The following is a 21,633-nucleotide window of genomic DNA, read 5'->3' as shown; positions in this document are numbered from 1 at the left end:
TCAATCAGTCACCGCGTTTGCACAGCAGGTAAGCCGCCAGCAGGCCCAACGCGCCAACGGCGACGCCGGCGGTAGTCCATGGGTGCTCTTGTGCGTAGTCCCGGGTGGCAACACCGGTTTCACGGATTTTGACTTTGCTTTCTTCGTAGGCGTCGCTGATCAGGTGACGAGAGTGCTTGAGGGCATTCTCGGCATTGCTTTTCAGGGCCTTCAGCGTTTTGCGCGACTCATCGGACGCATCGTCCTTGAGGCTCTCAAGGGACTTGAGCAGGCTCGAAATCTCGGCTTCCATGCTTTCCAGCGACGCTTTGCGTAAAGAAGTGTTGGCCATTTGGAATCTCCTGAAGTGATTGAGTGGCGTGTGTAGATACCGACTGCGGCCGTTTCAGAAAGTGCAGTAAATCTGAACTTTCAGGTAGGAACGGTCGCCAGAAGCAGTATGAACAATGACTGCTAGGCTTTATTGACGACCCTCAGGAGAAACACCATGTCTGATCATCACACCTACAAGAAAGTGGAATTGGTAGGTTCGTCCACCACCAGCATCGAAGACGCAATCAACAATGCCCTGGCCGAAGCCAACAAGAGCATCAAGCACTTGGAATGGTTTGAGGTGACGGAAACCCGTGGTCATATCAAGGACGGCAAGGTCGCGCACTATCAGGTTACGCTCAAGGTGGGGTTCCGAATTGCCAGTAGTTGATCGCGTCGGTTGAACTTGCCGGCTGGCCGATTGCCATAACTTGCGCTACAAACAATGGGTGCCGATGCCAGCAGCGTCGGCACGCTCGTTTCAATCAGCGCAAGGAAAGTGACGGATGAAGAAGCTCCTGTTAGCGGTAGGTTTGTTGAGCATTGCGGGCACGGCCCTGGCGGCGGGCAAGCCTTGTGAAGAGCTGAAAAGCGAAATTGCAGCGAAAATCGACGCCAAGGGCGCTTCGGGTTATTCGCTGGAAGTCGTGGATAAAGGCACCTCGACCGACGCTAAAGTGGTCGGTACCTGTGAAGGTGGTACAAAGGAAATCGTCTACAAGCGCGGTTAATCCCGTGTGGCAGACATAAAAAACCGACGCGGGTGCGTCGGTTTTTTTTCGTCGGGGGTTTAGCCCTTCATCAACTGCGCCAGCAGCTCGTAGGAATGAATCCGGTCGGCGTGCTCGTACAGGTCGCAGGTGAAGATCAATTCGTCCGCGCCGGTCTGTTCGATCAACACTTCCAGCTTGGCGCGGATCTTCGCTGGGCTACCCACCATCGCCAGGCCAAGGAAGCTGCCGACCGCGTCTTTTTCATGGGGCAGCCACAGGCCGTCCATGGTTTTCACCGGTGGGCGCTGCACCAGGCTCTGCCCGCGCATCAAGGCGAGGATGCGTTGGTACACCGAGGTGGCCAGGAAGTCGGCGTGCTCATCGGTGTCGGCCGCCACCAGCGGAATGCCGAGCATCACGTAAGGCTTGTCCAGCACAGCCGAAGGCTTGAAGTGATTGCGGTACACGCGAATCGCCTCGTGCATCAAACGCGGTGCGAAATGGGAGGCGAAGGCGTAGGGCAAACCGCGTTCGCCCGCCAGTTGCGCGCTGAACAGGCTGGAGCCCAGCAGCCACACCGGTACGTTGGTGCCGGTGCCGGGCACCGCAATCACCCGTTGGTCCGGTGTGCGTGGCCCGAGGTAGGCCATCAGCTCGGCCACGTCTTCCGGGAAGTCATCCGCGCTGCCGGAGCGCTCGCGGCGCAGAGCGCGAGCGGTCATCTGGTCGGAGCCGGGCGCGCGGCCCAGGCCCAGGTCGATACGCCCGGGGTAGAGGCTTTCCAGGGTGCCGAACTGCTCGGCGATCACCAGCGGTGCATGGTTGGGCAGCATCACGCCGCCGGAGCCGACGCGAATCGTCGAGGTACCGCCGGCCAAGTAACCCAGCAATACCGAGGTGGCCGAGCTGGCGATGCCATCCATATTGTGGTGTTCCGCCACCCAGAAACGGTGGTAGCCGAACTTTTCCACATGCTGGGCCAAATCCAGGGAATTGCGCAGCGACTGCGCCGGGCTGCCGTTGGCGCGCACCGGCACGAGGTCGAGGGTCGAGAACTTTACGTCGGACAGCGATTTCATAAGCCTGCTTCTCCAAAGGGGGGGCGCAGGCTTCTTAGACGAACCAAAACCTGCCGCTTCATGTGCATGTCCTATGCAATGAGGGCATATACCCGAGATTCAATAGCGAGGGTGAAATTTCCTACTTAATCGCTAGGTCTCTCTTACAAATGAACTTTGCCTTGGCGTCTATCCTCAGAACCTTACCGACGCAAAACCACCGTTCGAGGAGAAAGCTATGAGTATCGTTAAAAAGGCATCCGCGCATTGGGAAGGTGATCTGAAGACTGGCCTGGGCTCCATTTCCACCGAAACCGGCGTGCTGCGCGAAGCACCCTACGGCTTCAAGGCCCGTTTCGAAGGCGGCAAGGGCACCAACCCCGAAGAATTGATCGGCGCGGCCCACGCTGGCTGTTTCTCCATGGCCTTTTCCATGATTCTGGGCGACGCCGGGCTCAAGGCTGACAGCATCGACACCCAGGCCGAAGTGACCCTGGACCAGGTCGATGGCGGCTTCGCGATCACCGCCGTGCACTTGGTGCTCAAGGCCAAGATCCCAGGCGCCAGCCAGGCGCAGTTCGATGAATTGAGCAAGAAGGCCAAGGAAGGGTGCCCGGTGTCCAAGGTACTGAATGCGAAGATCAGCCTGGATGCCACGCTGGTTAGCTGACACAGCAGGTCCACTGTGGGAGGGGGCTCGCCCCCGATAGCGGTCTATCAGTAACAGCGATGTTGACTGATGCACCGCTATCGGGAGCAAGCCCCCTCCCACATTTTGTTCTGCGTTAAATCAGAACTCGTGTTTCCCGAATGTGGTCCTATAGCCTATGCAGCCTTAGGCGCACACCCGTGCGCATGCATTCAGGGAGCTTCACACATGAAACGTTTTGCCTTGGCGATCATCTGCGGTGTGTTGGCCACATCGGCTGTGGCCGCACCAAAAGACTGCGAAGAGCTCAGGAAAGAGATTGAGGTCAAGATCCAGGCGAACGCCGTTCCGTCCTACACCTTGGAAATTGTCAGCAAGGAAGAAGCTGACAAGCACGACGTCGCCATGGTCGTCGGCAGCTGTGAGAACGGTACCAAAGCCATCATCTATCAGAAGAACAACGACTGATCAGAGACAGTTGACGCTGCGTTCTTCCGCCAGCAATTGGCGAGCGGCGTTATACAGCCGGATATTCGGCGTGAAGGCCAATGAGCGCCCTTCCAGGCGATAGCGTTGGCCAGCCTCGAAATGGTCGTACTGCAGGGTGATGAAACAGGTGCGGTCGGCGGTTTGCCCAAAGCCATTGAGGCTGCCGCCGGTGGGCACCTCGAAATCAAAGCGCACCATCAGCTCGTGACTGCCCGGTGGCACCTGGAAGTAGCGTCCGTCCGGCAGGTTCTTACCATCCAGGCGCTGCGCCATCACCAGCTTGGCTCCAGGCGTCGGCGTAGCAAAATCGACCCAGGCCTGATGCGGGTCGACCGGCGGCAGGGGGGTCGAAGCGCAGGCGCTGAGGAACAGGGCGACGACGGGAAGCAGAAGCTGGCGCATGGCAGTTACTCAACGCAAGGAGAGCTTTGAGTATAAACACGCCACGCCGTGGAAAAATCCCCTTCAGGCGCGATAGTCTGGCGAACAAATCACCCAGGAGCGATCGGTGCATGGTCAGGCGTTTTCTTTCAGGGTTGGTGGTTGTGCTGCTCAGTGGTTGCTCCAGCGTCAGTTACTACAGCCAATTGGCGGACGGCCAGTGGCAGCTGTTGCGGGCTCGGGAGCCGGTTGCCGAGGTCATCGCCGATCCATCGACGCCGCAGTTGCTGCGTGATCATCTGGTTCAATCACAGAAAGCTCGAACCTTCGCCAGCGAACACCTGCATCTGCCTGACAACCAAAGTTACCGGCTGTATGCCGATATTGGCCGACCTTATGTAGTCTGGAATGTCTTCGCTACGCAGGAATTTTCCCTGGCGCCTCAAACCCATTGCTTCCCCATTGCCGGTTGCGTGGCCTATCGCGGCTATTACCGCCAAGGCGCGGCGCGCGGTGAAGCGGCGTTGTTGCGCCAACAAGGCATGGACGTATCGATCGGTGGCGTGGAGGCCTATTCAACCCTGGGTTGGTTCAACGACCCGATCATGAATTCGATGATGAACTGGGGTGACGAACGCCTGGCCACGCTGATCTTCCATGAGCTGGCGCACCAGCGGTTCTACGTGAAGGACGACACCGAATTCAACGAGTCGTTTGCCAGCTTCGTCGAGCAGGAAGGCACCCGCCAGTGGCGCGCGGCCCAGGGCCTGGCGCCGCTTGGCAACGCGGCGCGGCAGCAGCGGGACCAATTTACCCAACTGATCCTCGATACACGTCAGCGCCTGGAAAAACTCTACGCGCAACCGCTGGCTGCCGAGGCGATGCGCCAGGCCAAGGCGGCCGAATTCGAGGATTTGCGTCGTGCGTACCGGCAGATGCGCGATAGCCAATGGGGTGGAGACAAGCGTTATGACGCCTGGATGAACCTGCCGATGAACAATGCGCGGTTGTTGCCGTTCGGGCTGTATGACCGGTGGGTGCCGGCGTTTGCGGCGTTGTTCAGGCAGGAAGGTGGGGATTGGCCGAAGTTCTACGCGGCGGTGGAGAAGATGGGCGAGTTGCCGGTGGTGCAGCGCAAGGCTGCGTTGAGGCAGTTGGAAGGAGGTTGATCTGTAGGGCCTCATCGGGGCTTGCCCCCGATGGCGGTCTCAGGGCCGCTGCAAAAACGCCTGATGCATCTGCGCCAGCGTCTCAAAGTGCCAGGTCGGCGCCTCAGCATTCAACTCTTCGAAACTACCAAACCCATAACCGACAGCTGCCGAATCCAGCCCATTGCTACGCGCCCCGATCAGGTCGTGCTTACGATCACCAATCATCAAGGTGGTGGCCGGGTCCAGGCCTTCTTCGCTGATCAAATGCGCAATCAACTCGACCTTGTTGGTGCGTGTCCCGTCCAGTTCGCTGCCGTAGATCACTTTGAAGTGCCTGGCAAAATCGAAATGCCGCGCGATCTCGCGGGCAAACACCCAGGGCTTGGATGTGGCGACGTACAACTGGCGGCCCTGTTTGCCCAGGTCTTCAAGTAGCGGCATCACGCCGTCGAATACGCGGTTTTCATACAGCCCGGTGACTTTGAAGCGCTCGCGGTAGAAATTCACTGCCTCCCAGGCCTTGGCCTCATCGAAGTCGTAGAACTGCATGAAGGCTTGCAGCAATGGCGGGCCGATGAAGTGTTCGAGTTGGGTCAGGTCGGGTTCGTCGATGCCCAATTTGCCAAGGGCGTACTGGATCGAGCGGGTGATGCCCTCGCGCGGGTCGGTGAGGGTGCCATCCAGGTCGAACAGCATGGTTTGGTAATGGAGGGTCATTGGTCGAATCCTTCAGCCAGGTGCAGGTCTTTGAGCTTCACGTAGTTCGCGGCGCTGTAGGTGAAAAAGGCGCGTTCCTTGTCAGTCAGCGGGCGGATTTGTTTAACCGGGCTGCCGACATACAAAAAACCGCTGTCGAGCTTCTTGCCCGGTGGCACCAGGCTGCCGGCGCCGATGATGACGTCGTCCTCCACCACGGCGCCGTCCATCACGATGCTGCCCATGCCGATCAAAATCCGGTTGCCCACCGTGCAGCCGTGCAGCATGACTTTGTGTGCGATGGTCACGTCATCGCCGATCAGCAAGGGAAAACCGTCCGGATTGAAGGGGCCTGCGTGAGTGATGTGCAGCACGCAGCCGTCCTGCACGCTGGTGCGCGCGCCGATACGGATGCGGTGCATGTCGCCGCGAATCACGGTCAGCGGCCAGACCGAGCTGTCGGTGCCGATTTCGACATCGCCGATCACCACCGCCGAAATATCGACAAAAGCCCCGGCGCCCAGGGTTGGCGTGTGGTTCTGATAGGTGCGAAGGGTCACGATAGCCTCTCTCTTATGTGCTGATAGCTGCGGTGGACGTTGATTGTAATTAAGATGGCCCCATCTTTGTTCTTACATGTTTCTTCAGCCAAGGTGCCAACCGTGAGCGCGAACAACCCTCTTCTGCAGTCCTACGACCTGCCGCCGTTCTCGGCGATCCGTGCCGAGCACGTGCAGCCGGCCATCGAACAGATCCTCGCCGACAACCGTGTTGCCATCGAAGGCATCCTGCAAAGCCAGGGTAAAAATCCGACATGGGCCGGTCTGGTGCTGGCCATGGACGAACTGAATGATCGCCTGGGCGCCGCCTGGAGCCCGGTCAGCCATCTCAATGCTGTGTGCAACAGCGCCGAGCTGCGCGAAGCCTACGAGGCGTGCCTGCCGGCATTGAGCGCCTATTCCACCGAGATGGGCCAGAACCGCGCGCTGTTCCAAGCCTTCGAAGCCCTGGCCAACAGCCCGGAAGCCGCCGGTTTCGACGTGGCGCAAAAAACCATCCTTGAACACTCCCTGCGCGACTTCCGCCTCTCGGGTATCGACTTGCCGCCTGAGCAGCAAAAACGTTACGCCGAAGTGCAGAGCAAGCTTTCCGAGCTGGGCAGCAAATTCTCCAACCAACTGCTGGACGCCACCCAGGCGTGGACCAAGCACGTCACCGAGGAAGCCACCCTCGCCGGCCTGACCGATTCGGCCAAGGCGCAGATGGCCGCTGCCGCGCAGGCCAAAGGCCTCGACGGCTGGCTGATCACCCTGGAGTTTCCAAGCTACTACGCGGTCATGACCTACGCCCAGGACCGCGCCCTGCGCGAAGAAATCTACGCGGCCTACTGCACCCGTGCGTCAGACCAAGGCCCGAATGCCGGTCAGAACGATAACGGCCCGGTGATGGAACAGATCCTCGACTTGCGTCAGGAACTGGCCAAGCTCCTGGGTTACGCCTCGTTCTCCGAGCTGAGCCTGGCCACCAAGATGGCCGAGTCCAGCGACCAGGTGCTGAGCTTCCTGCGTGACCTGGCCAAGCGCAGCAAGCCGTTCGCTGCCCAGGACCTGCAACAGCTCAAGGCCTACGCCGCCGAACAAGGCTGCGCCGACCTGCAAAGCTGGGACAGCGGTTTCTACGGCGAAAAGCTGCGTGAGCAGCGCTACAGCGTGTCCCAGGAAGCCCTGCGCGCCTACTTCCCGATCGACAAGGTGCTGGGCGGCCTGTTCGCCATTGTGCAGCGTTTGTACGGCATCGAGATTGCCGAGCAAAAAGGCTTCGACACCTGGCACCCGGATGTTCGCCTGTTTGAAATCAAGGAAAACGGCCAGCACGTCGGGCGCTTCTTCTTCGACCTGTACGCCCGCGCCAACAAGCGTGGCGGTGCCTGGATGGACGGCGCGCGCGACCGCCGCCGCACCATCGACGGCGTGCTGCAAAGCCCGGTGGCGAACCTGGTGTGCAACTTCACCCCGGCCGACAGCGGCAAGCCTGCCCTGCTGACCCACGATGAAGTGACCACCCTGTTCCACGAATTCGGCCATGGCCTGCATCACCTGCTGACCCGCGTCGAGCATGCCGGCGTGTCCGGTATCAATGGTGTGGCGTGGGATGCGGTGGAATTGCCGAGCCAGTTCATGGAGAACTGGTGCTGGGAGCCGGAAGGCCTGGCGCTGATCTCCGGCCACTATGAAAGCGGCGAGCCACTGCCCCAGGACCTGCTGGAAAAAATGCTCGCGGCGAAGAACTTCCAGTCCGGCCTGATGATGGTGCGCCAGCTGGAGTTCTCGCTGTTCGACTTCGAGTTGCATGCCACCCATGGCGATGGCCGCAGCGTGGCCCAGGTGCTCGAAGGCGTGCGCGATGAGGTGTCGGTGATGCGTCCTCCTGCCTACAACCGTTTCCCCAACAGCTTTGCGCACATCTTTGCCGGCGGTTATGCCGCGGGTTACTACAGCTACAAATGGGCCGAAGTGCTGTCGGCGGATGCCTTCTCCAAATTCGAAGAAGACGGCGTGCTCAACGCCGAGACCGGTCGTGCCTTCCGTGAGGCAATCCTGGCGCGTGGCGGTTCCCAGGCGCCGATGGTGCTGTTCGTCGACTTCCGCGGACGTGCACCGTCGATTGACGCACTCTTGCGCCACAGCGGCCTGAGTGAGGACGCAGCAGCATGAGCGAAGGGCCTGTGATTACCAAAAAGCAATTTATCGCCGGGGCGGTGTGCCCGGCGTGCAGCGAACCGGACAAGTTGAAGATGTGGACCGAGGACAGCGTGCCGCATCGCGAATGCGTGGCCTGCGGGTATACCGATACGCTCAATGACCAAGGGCTGTCGGTGCCCAAGGAGTTGGGCACGCGGGTGAATACGTCTGCGCTTAAAGCGCCAGCCGATCCCAAGGTTCAGGCAGTGCAATTCTTCCCGAATCCGAAATTGAAAAAAGACTAACGGCCCTACGCGGGCCAATGTGGGAGGGGGCTTGCCCCCGATAGCGCAAGGTCAGTCAGCCTCTGGATTGGCTGACCCGCCGCTATCGGGAGCAAGCCCCCTCCCACATTTTTTTGCCTGCAATTATTCGACTTAGGTCGCTGAACCCATAATCTACATCCTTAGCCTGCTATCATTTGTAACTATTGATTGCCCAAATACCGACGAGCCGCTCCCCAGAAGTGGCCGAATAAACCCGTGACCACATGATGAGGTGCACCCATGTCTGATCAAGATCAAGACAACCCCCGGCGTGATTTTTTGCGCAAATCCTTGACCTTGATCCCGGTGGTCACGGTTGCGAGTACCGGCCTTGGTGGCTCGATACTGATGGCCACGCCTGAGCCTGCCCACGCGGCGCCGGCCAAACCTGCGAAGAACGACAAGGCCTACGAGCCGAGCTATTTCACCGCTGAGGAATGGGCGTTCATCAACGCCGCCGTCGAGCGTTTGATCCCCGCAGATGCCCAAGGCCCCGGTGCCCTGGAAGCCGGCGTGCCGGAGTACATCGACCGTCAGATGAACACGCCTTACGCCAGCGGCGCGCTGTGGTACATGCAAGGTCCGTTCAACGCCGACGCCCCGCCGGAGATGGGCTGGCAGAGCAAGTTGGTGCCCAAGGAAATTTATCGCCTGGGCATTGCCGCGACGGATGCTTGGTCGAAAGCCTTCAACGGTAAAGCTTTTGCTGCGCAAGACAGCGCTACCCGAGATGATATGTTGCGGCGCCTGGAGGCGGGCGGCAGTGAAGTCACGGCACATTTCGACGCGGTGCCGCCGAAGATGTTCTTCAACTTGCTGCTGCAAAACACCAAGGAAGGGTTCTTCTGCGACCCGATCCACGGTGGCAACAAAGGCATGGTCGGCTGGACCATGATCGGCTTCCCCGGCGCCCGCGCCGACTTCATGGATTGGGTGGAACGCAACGAGCAGTACCCCTTCCCGGCAGTTTCCATCCGCGGCGAGAGGGCATAAACGTGGCGACCATCATGAAGAAAGTGGATGCGGTGATTGTCGGCTTCGGCTGGACCGGCGCGATCATGGCCAAGGAGCTGACGGAAGCAGGCCTCAACGTGCTGGCGCTGGAGCGCGGGCCGATGCAGGACACTTACCCGGACGGCAACTATCCCCAGGTCATCGACGAACTGACCTACAGCGTGCGTAAAAAACTCTTCCAGGACATCTCCAAGGAGACGGTGACGATTCGTCATAGCGTGAATGACGTTGCCCTGCCTAACCGTCAGCTCGGCGCGTTTTTGCCGGGTAACGGCGTGGGCGGTGCGGGCCTGCACTGGTCGGGTGTGCATTTCCGTGTCGATCCGATTGAACTGCGCATGCGCAGCCATTACGAAGAACGTTACGGCAAGCACTTTATTCCCAAGGACATGACCATCCAGGACTTCGGCGTGAGCTACGAAGAGCTGGAGCCGTTTTTCGACTATGCAGAAAAAGTCTTCGGCACCTCAGGCCAGGCCTGGACCGTGAAAGGTCAGTTGGTGGGCGAAGGCCGTGGCGGCAACCCTTATGCGCCGGATCGTTCCAACCCGTTTCCGCTAGAGGCGCAGAAGAACACAGTCTCCGCACAGCTGTTTCAGAAAGCGGCCGCCAGCGTCGGGTATAAGCCCTACAACCTGCCGTCAGCCAATACTTCGGGGCCTTACACCAACCCCTATGGCGCGCAGATGGGCCCATGCAACTTCTGCGGTTTTTGCAGCGGTTACGTGTGCTACATGTACTCCAAGGCCTCGCCGAACGTGAACATCCTGCCGGCGCTGCGCCAGGTGCCGAATTTCGAGCTGCGGCCTAACTCCCACGTGCTCAAGGTCAATCTGGACAGCACCAAGAGCAAGGCCACCGGCGTGACCTACATCGACGCCCAAGGCCGAGAGTGCGAACAACCGGCAGACCTGGTGATCCTCGGCGCGTTCCAGTTCCACAACGTGCGGCTGATGCTGCTGTCGGGCATTGGCAAACCTTACGACCCGATTACCAATGAGGGTGTGGTGGGCAGGAACTTTGCCTACCAGAACATGGCCACCATCAAGGCGTTCTTCGACAAGGACACCCACACCAACAACTTTATCGGTGCCGGCGGCAATGGCGTGGCGATCGATGACTTCAACGCCGACAACTTCGACCACGGCCCTCATGGGTTTGTCGGGGGCTCGCCGATGTGGGTCAACCAGGCGGGCAGCCGGCCGATTGCCGGTACGTCCAACCCGCCCGGTACACCGGCCTGGGGCAGTGCCTGGAAGCGCGCCACCGCCGATTACTACACCCACCAGGTGTCGATGGATGCCCACGGTGCCCATCAATCCTACCGGGGTAACTACCTGGATCTGGACCCGGTCTACCGCGATGCCTACGGCCTGCCGCTGCTGCGCATGACGTTCGACTGGCAGGAAAACGACATCAAGATGAACCGCTTCATGGTCGAGAAAATGGGCAAGGTCGCCGAAGCGATGAACCCCAAGGCCATCGCTGTACTTGGTAAAAAAGTCGGTGAGCACTTCAACACCGCGTCCTACCAGACCACCCACCTCAACGGGGGCGCGATCATGGGTACCGACCCGAAAACCAGTGCGCTGAACCGTTACCTGCAGAGCTGGGACGTACACAACGTGTTTGTCCCTGGCGCGTCCGCTTTCCCACAGGGCTTGGGCTACAACCCTACCGGCCTGGTGGCGGCATTGACCTATTGGTCGGCTCGCGCGATCCGCGAGCAGTACCTGAAAAATCCCGGCCCGCTGGTTCAGGCATAAGGAGCGATGACCATGAAAACATTTGTTATCGCGACGTTTGCCCTGCTCAGCAGCTGCTCGATCAGTGCCGCCGAAACCGACCTGATCAAGCAGGGCGAATACCTGGCGCGCGCCGGCGACTGCGTGGCCTGCCACACCGCCAAGGGCGGCAAACCGTTCGCCGGTGGCCTACCGATGGAAACCCCCATCGGTGTGATCTATTCCACCAACATCACCCCGGACAAGACCGGTCTGGGCGACTACAGTTTCGAGGACTTCGACCAGGCCGTGCGTCACGGCGTCGCCAAGAGTGGTAGTACGCTTTACCCGGCGATGCCCTACCCGTCTTATGCGCGCGTCAGCGAAAGCGACATGCAGGCGTTGTATGCGTACTTCATGAAGGGCGTGGAACCGGTCGCCCAGGAGAACAAGGCCAGCGACATTCCGTGGCCGCTGAGCATGCGTTGGCCGTTGGCGGCGTGGCGCTGGATGTTTGCACCTGAGGTGGCGGATAAACCGGCCGTGGCGAGCGCGGACCCAGTGATCAGCCGCGGCGCTTACCTGGTGGAAGGCCTTGGCCACTGTGGCGCATGCCATACACCACGCGCTCTGACCATGCAGGAAAAAGCCCTGAGCGCGACTGACGGCAAGGACTTCCTGTCCGGCAGTGCGCCACTGGAAGGCTGGATCGCCAAGAGCCTGCGCGGCGACCACAAGGACGGTCTCGGCAGTTGGAGCGAGGAGCAACTGGTGCAATTCCTCAAGACCGGTCGCAGTGACCGCAGCGCGGTATTTGGCGGTATGAGCGATGTGATCGTGCATAGCATGCAGTACATGTCGCAAGACGACCTGACCGCTATAGCCCGCTACCTCAAGAGCCTGCCGGCGGTGGACCCAAAAGACCAGCCGCACCAGTATGACAAGCAGGTGGCCGAGGCGCTGTGGAAGGGCGATGACAGCAAGCCCGGCGCGTCGGTGTATATCGACAACTGCGCGGCCTGCCATCGTACCGATGGCCATGGCTATACGCGGGTATTCCCGGCGTTGGCGGGCAACCCGGTGTTGCAGACGGCGGATGCCACGTCGTTGATCAACATCGTGTTGAACGGCGGCACGTTGCCGGCCACTCACACGGCGCCGTCGACCTTTACCATGCCGGCGTTCGCCTGGCGCCTGTCGGACCAGGAAGTGGCGGATGTGGTCAGTTTCATCCGTGGCAGTTGGGGTAACCAGGGCGCCCCGGTGAACGCCAGTGACGTGGCCGACCTGCGCAAGAACGACATGCGCACCACCTCGGGCGATGACCTGGGGCAGGTCACACAAAAGCACTGACCGCCCAACGGCACTGGTCAGGAACCTCGCGCCTCGATACTGTATATAAAACCAGTATCGAGGCGCCTTCATGTCTACTCCGCTGCCGCCCCGTGGTCGGGGCACGGCCACCAACCTGCATAACCGCTTTGCGCCCACCGTCAGCGTGGCCGAGGACGACGGCTGGTACCAGGAAGTGCCGCCGACCCAGGGCACCGAAGTACGCATCGAGACGGCCAAGACCATCATCACCCGCAACAACTCTCCGGACCTGCCGTTCGACCGCTCCATCAACCCCTACCGTGGCTGCGAGCATGGCTGTATCTACTGCTATGCACGGCCCAGCCACGCCTATTGGGATATGTCGCCGGGGCTGGATTTCGAAACCAGGCTGATCGCCAAGAGCAACGCGGCCGACGTGCTGGAGCAGCAACTGTCGAAGCCGGGCTATGTGTGTGCGCCGATCAATCTGGGCTCCAACACCGACCCGTACCAGCCTATCGAGCGTGAGTACAAGATCACCCGGCAAACCCTCGAAGTGCTGCTGCGCTATCGGCATCCGGTGACCATCATTACCAAGAGCTCTCTGATCCTGCGCGACCTGGACCTGCTGGCGGAGCTGGCCAGGCAACGCCTTGTGGCGGTGATGATCAGCCTCACCAGCCTGGATGATGAACTCAAGCGCATCCTGGAACCGCGCACAGCGGCGCCCAAGGCACGGTTGCGGGCCATCCGGGTGATGCGCGAGGCGGGCATCCCGGTGGGTGTGTTGTGCTCACCGATGATCCCGATGATCAACGACAGCGAGCTGGAAAGCCTGCTCACCGAAGCCCATGCCGCCGGTGCGCAGAGTGCGGCCTACATGATGTTGCGACTGCCGCTGGAGGTGGCGCCCCTGTTCGAGGAGTGGCTGGCGGCGCATTACCCGCAGCGGGCGGCCCATGTGATGAGCCTGGTGCGCCAGGTGCGCGGTGGTGAGGTGTACGACAGTCGGTTCGGCGTACGCATGCGGGGTGAGGGGCCATTTGCCGACCTGCTGGCCCAGCGTTTCAGCAAGGCAATCAAACGTCTGGGGCTGAATCGGCGAGAAGGCTTCAATCTGGATTGCACAGCGTTCTGTCCACCGGGCAGACAGATGGCATTGTTGTAGACTGAAAAGGAAGAATGCACCATGTCTGTAGGAATAGTCGCGTTTTGATATCACTGAAACCCGCGATCTAGAGCGGTTCATTCAGTTTGAGTTAAGTTTCGGTGGTTACCTTGTTCAGCGAGTGACTGATGAGTCGGCAGCCTGGTTTTTGGCTTTTACAACTATTCCACTGGCCTGGCGTCGAACTGACCTGAAAACTCCCCTGCATTAATCAAGAGGATGAATCATGAGTGACAAGGATAAACAGCCGTTGGCTGCGTCGGCTTCAGCCCCTCAGGTGGCAGAGTCTGCTGATGCAGCGCTAAAACACATCGTTGACGGCTTTTTGCATTTCCATCACGACGTCTTCCCCCAGCAGGAAGAACTCTTCAAGAAACTCGCCACGGCCCAGAGCCCACGGGCGATGTTCATTACCTGCGCCGACTCGCGCATCGTGCCTGAGCTGATTACTCAAAGCTCTCCCGGCGACCTGTTCGTGACCCGCAACGTCGGTAACGTCGTGCCGCCTTATGGGCAGATGAACGGCGGCGTTTCCACTGCCATCGAGTACGCCGTACTGGCCTTGGGCGTGCAGCACATCATCGTGTGCGGGCACTCCGATTGTGGCGCCATGCGTGCGGTCCTCAACCCCGCCAGCCTGGAGAAGATGCCGACGGTAAGGGCCTGGCTGCGACACGCCGAAGTCGCCAAGTCCATGGTCGAGGACAACTGCGACTGTGCCAACGAAGGCGAGAGCATGAAAGTGCTCACCGAAGAAAACGTCATCGCCCAACTGCAGCATTTGCGTACCCATCCCTCGGTTGCGTCGCGCATGGCTAATGGTCAGCTGTTTATCCACGGCTGGATCTACAACATCGAAACCAGTGAAATTCGAGCCTACGATGCTGATCAGTCGGCATTCCGACCGTTGAGCGGCGAAGGGCCGATTCCTTCCGCGACGCCTAAAGCGCGCTTCTAAAACACTTCCCTGCCGGGTAAAGCGGTGGCTGCCATGGATGCAGCCAGGCTTTGCCGCGCCCGGCGAATGCCTCGGGAGAGCCATCATGCGTGCTGCTCAATTGAAAGCTGTATTGCCACGGGAGCTGCTCGCCTCCGTGGTTGTGTTTCTGGTCGCCCTGCCCCTGTGCATGGGGATCGCCATCGCGTCCGGCATGCCGCCGGCCAAGGGCCTGATCACCGGGATTATCGGTGGCCTGGTAGTGGGCTGGTTGGCGGGTTCGCCGCTGCAGGTCAGCGGCCCGGCAGCGGGTCTGGCGGTATTGGTGTTCGAGCTGGTGCGCCAGCACGGGATGATGATGCTCGGACCGATCCTGCTGCTGGCCGGCTTCCTGCAACTGGTGGCCGGCCGTCTGCGCCTGGGTTGCTGGTTCCGCGTCACGGCGCCAGCGGTGGTGTACGGGATGCTGGCGGGGATCGGCGTATTGATTGTGCTATCGCAGATCCATGTGATGCTCGACGGTGCGCCCAAGCCCTCAGGGCTGGATAACCTGGCGGGCTTCCCCGCCGCGCTGGTGGAGGCGATTCCAACCTTGGGCGGCGGCCTGGGTTGGCAGGCCGGATTGCTCGGTTTGTCGACGATGCTGGTGATGTACCTGTGGGATAAATTCCGTCCGCAAACCCTGCGTTTCGTGCCCGGAGCTCTGTTGGGCGTGGGCCTGGCAACGGTGACCAGCCTGGTGCTGGCGTTGCAGGTCAAGCGTGTGGAAGTGCCGGAGAACCTCGCCGACGCCATCGATTGGCTGCGTCCCAGCGACCTGTTGAACCTGGCTGACCCTCAGTTGCTGATCGCCGCGTTTGCAGTGGCGTTTATCGCCAGTGCCGAAACCCTGCTCTCTGCTGCAGCGGTAGACCGCATGCACAGTGGTCAGCGTTCTGATTTCGATAAGGAATTGTCCGCCCAAGGTGTGGGCAACATGCTGTGCGGCCTGGTGGGTGCCCTGCCGATGACCGGTGTGATCGTGCGCAGCTCGGCCAACGTGCAGGCCGGGGCCACCACGCGGTTGTCAGCGATGTTCCATGGCGTATGGCTGTTGGGGTTCGTACTGTTGTTGTCGAGCGTGCTGCAAAGCATTCCCGTGGCGAGCCTGGCGGGTGTGTTGGTGTACACCGGGATCAAGCTGGTGGATATCAAGGCCTTCAAGGCCCTAGGTCGTTATGGGCGTATGCCGATGTTTACCTACGCGGCCACGGCGTTGGCGATCATTTTCACCGACCTGCTGACCGGCGTGCTGGTGGGCTTCGGGCTCACATTGGTCAAGTTGGCGCTCAAGGCCTCGCGCCTGAAAGTCAGTCTGATCGACCTGCCCCAAGAGGGGGAAATGGAGCTGCGTTTGACCGGTGCGGCGACCTTCCTGAAAGTGCCGGCGTTGACCCAGGTGCTGGCGACGGTGCCTCCGGGCGCGACTGTGCACGTACCGCTGAGTAACCTGAGTTATATCGACCATTCCTGCCTTGAGTTGCTGGAGGAATGGGGCCGGGCGAATGCGGCCAAGGGCTCGAAGCTGGTGATCGAGGCGCGTGGGTTGAAGCGCAGACTCGAAGGCCGGGTCAGGATGACGACAGGGATCGGCTCGGCGCCCTCAATCGGCTGACAGAACCGGATCAAAATGTGGGAGGGGCTGGCTCCCTCCCACATTTGTTCTGTGTCTAATTTAAGATTTAAGCCGGCTGATCCAGCGCCAACTCCACTCCCAGCTTGCGGGAAAGGCACGGCCAGCGCTTCCACGCGGCTTCCGTGTGCGGGCTTTTCAGCTGTTCGCGATACGCCTCGACCGACTCCAGCGCAAAGCTGTCTTCGTTGAGCATCTCGTCTACCGCGTGGTGTACGGCTTCATCCAGCTGGTTGGCGAATGCTTCGCCGATCAACTGATGGGCAATCACGTTGGCCACGGTGGTATCTGCCGGAATCAACGGCTGGCCAAAGTGTTTGATATACAAATCGTTGACCTCTTCCACCAGGCGATGGGCCAGGTAAGCCTCGTCCAGCAGGCCGTCGAGCCCTTCGTGGCCAGCCAGGATCGCGGGCGGTTGCAGGAAGAAATGCTCGGCGATTTTCAGCACAGGCTTTATCTGGCTTTCGATCCCCGCTTCGCGGGCCACGTCATTGGCGGCCTCCAACAAGTCCGGGACGAGTTCGATGTAGGCGGTCACAAAGCGGGTCATGACTTGGGTGCTATCACCATCAGCCAAAGAAATGGCCGAATGCAGGTGCGGCAATTGCTCTTCCAGCTGCTTGGCTAGCTGGCCAGTGCTGGCTTCGTGTTGATAGGCACGGGAAATCTGCTCGCGCAATGCGGCGGTGTTCATGAAGGCTCCAGTGAAGCAGGCGTAGGAATAGGGACAGCATAAGGTAGCTCGTTTATACGAGCGCCTAAGACGCATTTGTCATAATTATTTCATGGTTATGCATACGCGTTATATCGAATTGCCATCGTTCGTCGGATAAACGATTCCGCACCCGGTTTTATTGGGCCTGGCCACTCATTTTTGCTCATTTGCCCCTACACATTGCGGGGTTGCAGTGCGTGTCTATACTCGGGTTTGTACGCGATTAGCTGATGACGCCAGACTGCATAAGCAGGTAAGGCTAAGCGGTTGTAAGCAGTATGGAAGCCGCTCCCTTCGACGCAGGTGCAAACCGGCGGGATAACAAGAACGATAAGGGGAACCCGCAATGACGCGACATCCACATGTTTGGATGGGCCTCCTGTTGTGGTCAGTATTCGGCCAGGCGCACGCCGCCTGGACAACGAATATGGCGCCAGGGGCAACTGAAGTCAGTCACGCTGTGTTCGACCTGCACATGACCATTTTCTGGATCTGTGTGGTAATCGGCATTGTCGTGTTTGGCGCGATGTTCTGGTCGATGATCGTCCACCGCCGCTCCACGGGCCAGGTTGCGGCCAAATTCCACGAGAGCACCACCGTGGAAATCCTCTGGACCGTGGTGCCCTTGCTGATTCTGGTCGCGATGGCCATTCCGGCGACCAAGACCTTGATCAATATCTACGACAGCACCGAGTCGGATATCGATATCCAGGTCACCGGCTATCAGTGGAAGTGGCATTACAAATACCTGGGCCAGGATGTGGAGTTCTTCAGCAACCTGGCCACGCCTGCCGAGCAGATCCATAACCAGGCCACCAAGGGCGAACATTACCTGCTGGAAGTCGACCAGCCGCTGGTGTTGCCGGTGGGCGCCAAGGTGCGCTTCCTGGTGACCGCCGCCGACGTGATCCACTCCTGGTGGGTGCCGGCTTTTGCGGTCAAGCGTGACGCCATTCCAGGGTTCGTCAACGAGGCCTGGACCCGCGTCGAGAAGCCCGGCATCTACCGTGGCCAGTGCGCCGAACTGTGTGGCAAGGACCACGGTTTCATGCCCATCGTGGTCGAGGTCAAGTCCAAGGCCGACTACGACACCTGGCTCGGCGAGCGCAAGGCAGAGGCCGCCAAGCTCAAGGAGTTGACCTCCAAGGAGTGGACGCTGCAAGAGCTGGTTGCGCGCGGCGACAAGGTCTACCACACCACCTGCGTCGCCTGTCACCAGGCCGAAGGCCAGGGCCTGCCACCGATGTTCCCGGCGCTCAAGGGCTCGAAGATCGTCACCGGGCCCGCTGCAGACCACTTGAGCATCGTCTATCACGGCAAGCCCGGTACCGCGATGGCGGCCTTCGGCAAACAGCTCTCGGAAGTCGATATCGCCGCAGTGGTGACCTACGAGCGCAACGCGTGGGGCAACAACAAAGGCGACATGGTCACGCCTAAAGACGTGCTGGCCATCAAGCAGGCGGAAAGCAAATGACCGACTTCATCGCTTTTACCTCGACCCGCCCCGCCCACTCGCTTGCAGGAGAACGGCCATGAGCACTGTGATCGATGACCATGGCCACGCCGGTGACCATGCCCACGGCCCCGCCAAGGGTTTGATGCGCTGGGTGCTGACCACCAACCATAAAGACATCGGCACGATGTACCTGTGGTTCGCGTTCATCATGTTCCTGCTCGGCGGCTCGTTCGCCATGGTGATCCGTGCCGAACTGTTCCAGCCTGGCCTGCAGATCGTCGAGCCGGCGTTTTTCAACCAAATGACCACCATGCACGGCCTGATCATGGTGTTCGGTGCGGTGATGCCGGCGTTTGTCGGCCTGGCCAACTGGATGATCCCGCTGATGATCGGCGCACCGGACATGGCCTTGCCGCGCATGAATAACTTCAGCTTCTGGCTGTTGCCGGCGGCGTTCCTGCTGCTGGTCTCGACCCTGTTCTCGCCCGGTGGCGGTCCGAATTTCGGCTGGACGTTCTACGCCCCGCTCTCCACCACCTACGCGCCGGAAAGCGTGACGTTCTTCATCTTCGCCATCCACTTGATGGGCATCAGCTCGATCATGGGCGCGATCAACGTGGTCGCCACCATCCTCAACCTGCGTGCGCCCGGCATGACCTTGATGAAGATGCCGCTGTTCGTCTGGACCTGGCTGATTACCGCCTTCCTGCTGATCGCGGTGATGCCGGTGCTGGCCGGCTGCGTGACCATGATGCTGATGGATATCCACTTCGGCACCAGCTTCTTCAGTGCGGCCGGTGGCGGTGATCCGGTGCTGTTCCAGCATGTGTTCTGGTTCTTCGGCCACCCCGAGGTGTACATCATGATCCTGCCGGCGTTTGGCGCCGTCAGTTCGATTATCCCGACCTTCTCGCGCAAGCCGTTGTTCGGCTATACGTCGATGGTGTACGCCACGGCGAGCATCGCGTTCCTGTCGTTTATCGTGTGGGCGCACCACATGTTTGTGGTGGGCATTCCGTTGGTCGGCGAGTTGTTCTTCATGTACGCCACGTTGCTAATTGCGGTGCCGACCGGCGTGAAGGTGTTCAACTGGGTCAGCACCATGTGGCAAGGCTCGCTGACCTTCGAGACGCCGATGCTGTTTGCCGTGGCCTTCGTGATCCTGTTCACCATCGGCGGTTTCTCCGGATTGATGCTGGCGATTGCCCCTGCGGACTTCCAGTACCACGACACCTACTTTGTGGTGGCGCACTTCCATTACGTACTGGTGCCTGGTGCGATCTTCGGCATCTTCGCCTCGGCCTACTACTGGCTGCCGAAATGGACCGGCCACATGTACGACGAAACCCTGGGCAAGCTGCATTTCTGGTTGTCTTTCGTGGGCATGAACATGGCGTTCTTCCCGATGCACTTCGTGGGGCTGGCCGGCATGCCGCGCCGGGTGCCGGACTACAACCTGCAGTTCGCCGACTTCAACATGGTCTCCTCCATTGGTGCCTTCATGTTTGGCGCCACGCAGATTTTCTTCCTGTTTATCGTGATCAAGTGCATCCGTGGCGGCCCGCCGGCGCCGGCAAAGCCGTGGGACGGCGCCGAGGGGCTGGAGTGGAGCGTGCCTTCGCCCGCGCCGTACCACACCTTCACCACGCCACCGGAGGTCAAGTGAACACGCTGATTGCATTCGCTTCAGGGGGATGTCATGGCTGACTCCGTGCCCCTCAAGCGCCTGGTCACCCGCCTGCTGATCCTGGTGGTGGCGATGTTCGCCTTCGGCTTTGCCCTGGTGCCGATCTACGACGTGATGTGCAAGGCGTTCGGCATCAACGGCAAGACGGCCGGGCAGTACGAGGGCGAGCAGGTCGTCGACCTCATGCGGCAGGTACGGGTGCAGTTCCTCTCCACCAATGCCATCGACATGGTCTGGGAGTTTCATTCCAAGGCTGACGAGGTGGTGGTCAACCCCGGCGCAGTCACCGAGATGCTGTTCGTGGCCTACAACCCCACCGACAAACCGATGACCGCCCAAGCGGTGCCGAGCATTTCCCCCGCAGAGGCGGCGATGTATTTCCACAAGACCGAATGCTTTTGCTTCACCCAGCAAGTGCTGCAGCCAGGCCAGCGCATTGAGATGCCGGTGCGTTTTATTGTCGACCGCGACATGCCCAAGGATGTGAAGCATTTGACCCTGGCGTACACGCTGTTTGATATCACTGCGCGCCAACCGCCGGTGGCTGTCCGTACCGGGGGCTAGCTACTGTTTGCCCGCTCAATCAGGAGAGCGAATACATGTCGACTCATGATACGTACTACGTACCAGCGCAAAGCAAATGGCCGATAATTGCCACGATTGGCATGCTGGTCACCGTGTATGGCCTGGCCGTGTGGTTCAACGACCTGAAGGCGGCACGCCCGGAATCCCACGGGCCGTGGATCTTTTTCGTCGGTGGGCTGTTGCTGGCCTACATGCTGTTCGGCTGGTTCGGTGCGGTGATCAAGGAAAGCCGTGCCGGTTTATACAGCGCGCAGATGGACCGCTCGTTTCGCTGGGGCATGACCTGGTTCATTTTTTCCGAGGTGATGTTCTTTATCGCGTTCTTCGGTGCGCTGTTCTACGTGCGCCACCTGTCCGGTCCCGCGTTGGGCGGCGAAGGCCCCAAAGGCATTGCGCACATGCTGTGGCCGAACTTCGAGTTTGCCTGGCCGTTGCTCAACAACCCGGACCCGAAACTTTATCCCGCGCCGGAGGGCACTATCAGCCCGTGGGGCTTGCCGTTGGTCAACACCATCCTGCTGGTGAGTTCCAGCGTGACCATCACCATTGCCCACCACGCCTTGCGCAAGGGGCATCGCGGCGCGCTGAAGATCTGGCTGGCGATCACCGTCTTGCTGGGCCTTGCATTCCTCGGGTTCCAGGCCGAGGAATACATCCACGCCTACAAAGAGCTGGGCCTGACCCTTGGCTCAGGTGTGTATGGCGCAACCTTCTTCATGCTTACGGGCTTTCACGGCGCCCACGTGACCATCGGCACCATCATTTTGTTTGTGATGCTGATGCGCATCCTGCGCGGGCATTTCAACGCCGAGCACCAGTTCGGCTTCGAGGCGGCCAGTTGGTATTGGCACTTCGTGGATGTGGTGTGGATCGGGCTGTTTTTCTTCGTATACGTGCTGTGA

The 21,633-nt window shown here is 60.2% G+C and carries 23 protein-coding genes; 17 read left to right on the top strand and 6 right to left on the bottom strand.

Annotation, left to right across the window (positions count from 1 at the left end):
- Positions 1-4: 4 nt before the first annotated feature.
- Positions 5-331 carry a YqjD family protein gene (locus FBY10_RS26615; protein ID WP_003170746.1) on the bottom strand — a complete coding sequence of 109 codons (327 nt, stop codon included), beginning with the start codon at positions 329-331 and terminating at the stop codon, positions 5-7.
- Positions 332-487: 156 nt separating this feature from the next.
- Between FBY10_RS26615 and FBY10_RS26610 the strand changes: the two genes are divergently transcribed.
- Entirely contained in the window at positions 488-703 is a 216-nt protein-coding gene (locus FBY10_RS26610) for a dodecin (RefSeq protein WP_027608132.1), read from the top strand.
- 115 nt (positions 704-818) lie between these two features.
- A complete protein-coding gene (locus FBY10_RS26605) occupies positions 819-1,043 on the top strand; it encodes a DUF1161 domain-containing protein (RefSeq protein ID WP_131699601.1) in 225 nt (74 codons plus the stop codon).
- 59 nt (positions 1,044-1,102) lie between these two features.
- Here FBY10_RS26605 and FBY10_RS26600 read toward each other — a convergent pair whose 3' ends face one another.
- Positions 1,103-2,104, bottom strand: coding sequence for an LLM class flavin-dependent oxidoreductase (locus FBY10_RS26600; protein WP_145338362.1), 1,002 nt, complete (start codon positions 2,102-2,104; stop codon positions 1,103-1,105).
- Between the two features lie 217 nt (positions 2,105-2,321).
- On the opposite strand from FBY10_RS26600, the gene FBY10_RS26595 reads away from it, so the two are divergent.
- Together FBY10_RS26595 and FBY10_RS26590 are read left to right on the top strand one after the other, a co-directional pair.
- On the top strand, positions 2,322-2,753 hold the full coding sequence (locus tag FBY10_RS26595) for an OsmC family protein (protein WP_027608131.1): 432 nt from the start codon (positions 2,322-2,324) through the stop codon (positions 2,751-2,753).
- A 207-nt stretch (positions 2,754-2,960) separates the two neighbouring features.
- A complete protein-coding gene (locus FBY10_RS26590) occupies positions 2,961-3,200 on the top strand; it encodes a DUF1161 domain-containing protein (protein WP_017734725.1) in 240 nt (79 codons plus the stop codon).
- Here the strand turns inward: FBY10_RS26590 and FBY10_RS26585 are convergent, their stop codons facing one another.
- Complete coding sequence (locus FBY10_RS26585; RefSeq protein WP_145338361.1) at positions 3,201-3,623, bottom strand: hypothetical protein; 423 nt, start codon at positions 3,621-3,623, stop codon at positions 3,201-3,203. It abuts the gene before it with no gap.
- Between the two features lie 110 nt (positions 3,624-3,733).
- Here FBY10_RS26585 and FBY10_RS26580 point away from each other — a divergent pair, with 110 nt between their 5' ends.
- Positions 3,734-4,771, top strand: a complete 1,038-nt coding sequence (locus FBY10_RS26580; RefSeq protein ID WP_145338360.1) for an aminopeptidase — start codon at positions 3,734-3,736, stop codon at positions 4,769-4,771.
- 39 nt (positions 4,772-4,810) lie between these two features.
- Here the strand turns inward: FBY10_RS26580 and FBY10_RS26575 are convergent, their stop codons facing one another.
- On the bottom strand, positions 4,811-5,470 hold the full coding sequence (locus tag FBY10_RS26575) for an HAD family hydrolase (RefSeq protein WP_145338359.1): 660 nt from the start codon (positions 5,468-5,470) through the stop codon (positions 4,811-4,813).
- Positions 5,467-6,009, bottom strand: coding sequence for a gamma carbonic anhydrase family protein (locus tag FBY10_RS26570; RefSeq protein ID WP_027608127.1), 543 nt, complete (start codon positions 6,007-6,009; stop codon positions 5,467-5,469). Before FBY10_RS26570 ends, FBY10_RS26575 begins: the two co-directional genes overlap by 4 nt.
- Positions 6,010-6,111: 102 nt before the next feature.
- Here FBY10_RS26570 and prlC point away from each other — a divergent pair, with 102 nt between their 5' ends.
- From prlC to FBY10_RS26530, 8 genes are all read left to right on the top strand, one after another.
- Complete coding sequence (gene prlC / locus FBY10_RS26565; RefSeq protein WP_065926837.1) at positions 6,112-8,163, top strand: oligopeptidase A; 2,052 nt, start codon at positions 6,112-6,114, stop codon at positions 8,161-8,163.
- Positions 8,160-8,435 (top strand): YheV family putative zinc ribbon protein, encoded by a 276-nt coding sequence (locus FBY10_RS26560; RefSeq protein WP_017528719.1) that lies wholly within the window; start codon positions 8,160-8,162, stop codon positions 8,433-8,435. The genes prlC and FBY10_RS26560 overlap by 4 nt, the downstream gene beginning before the upstream one ends.
- A gap of 261 nt (positions 8,436-8,696) precedes the next feature.
- Positions 8,697-9,449, top strand: a complete 753-nt coding sequence (locus tag FBY10_RS26555) for a gluconate 2-dehydrogenase subunit 3 family protein (protein WP_131699597.1) — start codon at positions 8,697-8,699, stop codon at positions 9,447-9,449.
- A gap of 2 nt (positions 9,450-9,451) precedes the next feature.
- The gene (locus tag FBY10_RS26550) at positions 9,452-11,236 is read left to right on the top strand and encodes a GMC family oxidoreductase (RefSeq protein ID WP_145338358.1); all 1,785 of its coding nucleotides are present in this window, start codon (positions 9,452-9,454) and stop codon (positions 11,234-11,236) included.
- A 12-nt stretch (positions 11,237-11,248) separates the two neighbouring features.
- Positions 11,249-12,547, top strand: a complete 1,299-nt coding sequence (locus FBY10_RS26545) for a cytochrome c (RefSeq protein WP_145338357.1) — start codon at positions 11,249-11,251, stop codon at positions 12,545-12,547.
- A gap of 70 nt (positions 12,548-12,617) precedes the next feature.
- Positions 12,618-13,676, top strand: a complete 1,059-nt coding sequence (locus tag FBY10_RS26540; protein ID WP_145338356.1) for a PA0069 family radical SAM protein — start codon at positions 12,618-12,620, stop codon at positions 13,674-13,676.
- A gap of 226 nt (positions 13,677-13,902) precedes the next feature.
- Positions 13,903-14,634, top strand: coding sequence for a carbonic anhydrase (locus FBY10_RS26535; protein ID WP_027608119.1), 732 nt, complete (start codon positions 13,903-13,905; stop codon positions 14,632-14,634).
- A gap of 85 nt (positions 14,635-14,719) precedes the next feature.
- The gene (locus FBY10_RS26530) at positions 14,720-16,267 is read left to right on the top strand and encodes a SulP family inorganic anion transporter (RefSeq protein WP_131699593.1); all 1,548 of its coding nucleotides are present in this window, start codon (positions 14,720-14,722) and stop codon (positions 16,265-16,267) included.
- A 67-nt stretch (positions 16,268-16,334) separates the two neighbouring features.
- Here the strand turns inward: FBY10_RS26530 and FBY10_RS26525 are convergent, their stop codons facing one another.
- The gene (locus FBY10_RS26525; protein WP_145338355.1) at positions 16,335-16,982 is read right to left on the bottom strand and encodes a hypothetical protein; all 648 of its coding nucleotides are present in this window, start codon (positions 16,980-16,982) and stop codon (positions 16,335-16,337) included.
- A gap of 367 nt (positions 16,983-17,349) precedes the next feature.
- On the opposite strand from FBY10_RS26525, the gene coxB reads away from it, so the two are divergent.
- From coxB to FBY10_RS26505, 4 genes are read left to right on the top strand one after another with little or no spacing between them, the layout of a single operon-like run.
- Positions 17,350-18,477 (top strand): cytochrome c oxidase subunit II, encoded by a 1,128-nt coding sequence (coxB, locus tag FBY10_RS26520; protein WP_145338354.1) that lies wholly within the window; start codon positions 17,350-17,352, stop codon positions 18,475-18,477.
- A 58-nt stretch (positions 18,478-18,535) separates the two neighbouring features.
- The gene (gene ctaD, locus FBY10_RS26515) at positions 18,536-20,125 is read left to right on the top strand and encodes a cytochrome c oxidase subunit I (protein WP_131699590.1); all 1,590 of its coding nucleotides are present in this window, start codon (positions 18,536-18,538) and stop codon (positions 20,123-20,125) included.
- A gap of 33 nt (positions 20,126-20,158) precedes the next feature.
- Entirely contained in the window at positions 20,159-20,710 is a 552-nt protein-coding gene (locus tag FBY10_RS26510) for a cytochrome c oxidase assembly protein (protein ID WP_145338353.1), read from the top strand.
- 35 nt (positions 20,711-20,745) lie between these two features.
- Positions 20,746-21,633: a cytochrome c oxidase subunit 3 gene (locus FBY10_RS26505; RefSeq protein WP_131699589.1), complete on the top strand. Its 888-nt coding sequence runs from the start codon at positions 20,746-20,748 to the stop codon at positions 21,631-21,633.

This window comes from Pseudomonas sp. SJZ103, from assembly GCF_007828335.1.
Lineage (GTDB): Bacteria > Pseudomonadota > Gammaproteobacteria > Pseudomonadales > Pseudomonadaceae > Aquipseudomonas.
Note: the sequence above shows the minus strand (reverse complement) of the source record. Positions and strands in the feature narration are given on the sequence as shown.

Coding starts and splice junctions, on each gene's coding strand:
- FBY10_RS26615 (WP_003170746.1), bottom strand. CDS start 331: ATGGCCAACACTTCTTTACGCAAAGCGTCGCTGGAAAGCATGGAAGCC.
- FBY10_RS26610 (WP_027608132.1), top strand. CDS start 488: ATGTCTGATCATCACACCTACAAGAAAGTGGAATTGGTAGGTTCGTCC.
- FBY10_RS26605 (WP_131699601.1), top strand. CDS start 819: ATGAAGAAGCTCCTGTTAGCGGTAGGTTTGTTGAGCATTGCGGGCACG.
- FBY10_RS26600 (WP_145338362.1), bottom strand. CDS start 2,104: ATGAAATCGCTGTCCGACGTAAAGTTCTCGACCCTCGACCTCGTGCCG.
- FBY10_RS26595 (WP_027608131.1), top strand. CDS start 2,322: ATGAGTATCGTTAAAAAGGCATCCGCGCATTGGGAAGGTGATCTGAAG.
- FBY10_RS26590 (WP_017734725.1), top strand. CDS start 2,961: ATGAAACGTTTTGCCTTGGCGATCATCTGCGGTGTGTTGGCCACATCG.
- FBY10_RS26585 (WP_145338361.1), bottom strand. CDS start 3,623: ATGCGCCAGCTTCTGCTTCCCGTCGTCGCCCTGTTCCTCAGCGCCTGC.
- FBY10_RS26580 (WP_145338360.1), top strand. CDS start 3,734: ATGGTCAGGCGTTTTCTTTCAGGGTTGGTGGTTGTGCTGCTCAGTGGT.
- FBY10_RS26575 (WP_145338359.1), bottom strand. CDS start 5,470: ATGACCCTCCATTACCAAACCATGCTGTTCGACCTGGATGGCACCCTC.
- FBY10_RS26560 (WP_017528719.1), top strand. CDS start 8,160: ATGAGCGAAGGGCCTGTGATTACCAAAAAGCAATTTATCGCCGGGGCG.
- FBY10_RS26555 (WP_131699597.1), top strand. CDS start 8,697: ATGTCTGATCAAGATCAAGACAACCCCCGGCGTGATTTTTTGCGCAAA.
- FBY10_RS26545 (WP_145338357.1), top strand. CDS start 11,249: ATGAAAACATTTGTTATCGCGACGTTTGCCCTGCTCAGCAGCTGCTCG.
- FBY10_RS26540 (WP_145338356.1), top strand. CDS start 12,618: ATGTCTACTCCGCTGCCGCCCCGTGGTCGGGGCACGGCCACCAACCTG.
- FBY10_RS26535 (WP_027608119.1), top strand. CDS start 13,903: ATGAGTGACAAGGATAAACAGCCGTTGGCTGCGTCGGCTTCAGCCCCT.
- FBY10_RS26530 (WP_131699593.1), top strand. CDS start 14,720: ATGCGTGCTGCTCAATTGAAAGCTGTATTGCCACGGGAGCTGCTCGCC.
- FBY10_RS26525 (WP_145338355.1), bottom strand. CDS start 16,982: ATGAACACCGCCGCATTGCGCGAGCAGATTTCCCGTGCCTATCAACAC.
- coxB (WP_145338354.1), top strand. CDS start 17,350: ATGACGCGACATCCACATGTTTGGATGGGCCTCCTGTTGTGGTCAGTA.
- ctaD (WP_131699590.1), top strand. CDS start 18,536: ATGAGCACTGTGATCGATGACCATGGCCACGCCGGTGACCATGCCCAC.
- FBY10_RS26510 (WP_145338353.1), top strand. CDS start 20,159: ATGGCTGACTCCGTGCCCCTCAAGCGCCTGGTCACCCGCCTGCTGATC.
- FBY10_RS26505 (WP_131699589.1), top strand. CDS start 20,746: ATGTCGACTCATGATACGTACTACGTACCAGCGCAAAGCAAATGGCCG.